The following is a 1,651-nucleotide window of genomic DNA, read 5'->3' on the forward strand; positions in this document are numbered from 1 at the left end:
CGCAATCTTCCCGATCAGTTCCGGTGGAATGACCTGGCGGCGGTTCGACCAGCGATCCAGGACCGCCTGCATCTGTGAGGTATTCCACGCCATCACGATGTTGGCCATCAGGCTCAACGCATCGGCCACAGCCTGCATTTCATCGACACGTTTGGCCTGCGCCGGGCTGATCCGGCCGGTATAAATGGCGCGCTTGAGGGCGTTAACAGCCTCGCCCCGATTGAGCACCCGGCGCAACTCGTTCCTGAAAGCGTCCTTGACAAAGTAGTCAGCCAAAAACGCCGTACGCAGCAACCGCCCCAATTGCACGCCAGCCTCATAGATTGGATCGCCCTGGGCGGCAGAACCGAACCGCGCAAGAGCTGCCACCGCACTGGCATGTCCGCTCATGACCGAGGCTGCCAGGTGCACCAGACTATCCCAATGCTTTTCGATCAAAGCGACGTCGACATTGGCTTCGCACACCGCAGCGATTTCTGCGGGCACTTTGGTGCCGCGTGGCACAAAGAGGTGGCGCTGTTTGAGTTCCTTCAACCGCGGGCAAAGATCAAAACCAAGCAAACGGGCATGTGACATGGCAAAGTCGGTGTAGCCATGGGTATCCACAGCAAGCTGGCTGGTCTCCAGCTTTTCTTGGCGGATGACACCTTCAATGGCCACGCCCGCCTGGCGCTCATTGAGCACAAAGGGCTGCGCATGGAAGATGCCCCACCGGTCTTTTACATGGGAGTAGATTCCAATGGAAGGTGTGTTGCGCCGAGGATCAAGCCGGGCTTGCCACACCCGTTTGGTGGTCTCCATGCTCATCATGTCAGAAGATGCCAAATCGGACCGCCCCCAGGTGGCGGCAATCGGGTGTCGCTGCATGAATTCCAGCACAGCCTGGCAGGCCTGGCTCAGACGCCGTTCGTCCCGCGCCCAGCGCATGGCCTGGCGAATGCTGGTGGCAGACAATTGCGGAATCATGCGCGCGCATTCGACCGCAGTCAGACTGGTGCCGTGGGCCATGATGCCGGCATAGACCATCAGCAGCTCGTCGGTAGAGCGCGGCTCACGTCCGAGCATGATCCAGCTAAAGCGCACCTGGGCGTCAACGGCCAGAATCACTTCCGGCAATTGAACCTCACCGATGCGGTGACCCAAAGCCGCGCGCAGCTTGGTCACTTCTGGGTCTTCGTCCTCTGCGGGCAATGGCGACAAATGGAGTTCATCATCCACGCGCAGTACGCCACTGCGGGCTGCAGCGGCCACCGCATCGACACCGGCAGTTACTCTGGCCAGCAAAGGCTTCAAGAAAGTGGCAGCCTTGCTGGGTAACGATAGACGGGCATAGTGTTTCTTGGACTCTGCCTGCCAACGCTCGTCCGTGAAGAACAAGCGCGCACGACCCCGAAAGCTCAGGCTGTGCTCAATCCAGACCGAGCCATTGCGCACCGCGCGGCGCAGGGCAAACAGGGTGGCCACCTCCAACGCCTGAAACGCCCGTTCCCGGTCTGGGCTGGAGATCGAAACCTGCCAGATCATTCCCAGACTTGGTGCCACCACTTCAACTGGCAGCTTTCTGGATCCTTTGATGTTGGCGCCGACCGAAAACTGAGCCACTTATGAGGGTTGTGCCGACCCAAAATTGAGCCAGGTGTTCAACCTACTC

Annotated in this window: 1 pseudogene; it reads right to left on the reverse strand. The window is 59.7% G+C overall.

From position 1 onward, the window contains the following. Window positions 1-1,575 (reverse strand): annotated as a pseudogene (locus IMZ29_RS22360) (Tn3-like element IS1071 family transposase); the annotation flags it as partial. Window positions 1,576-1,651 lie beyond the last annotated feature (76 nt).

This window comes from Verticiella alkaliphila, from assembly GCF_018904615.1.
GTDB lineage: Bacteria > Pseudomonadota > Gammaproteobacteria > Burkholderiales > Burkholderiaceae_B > Verticiella > Verticiella alkaliphila.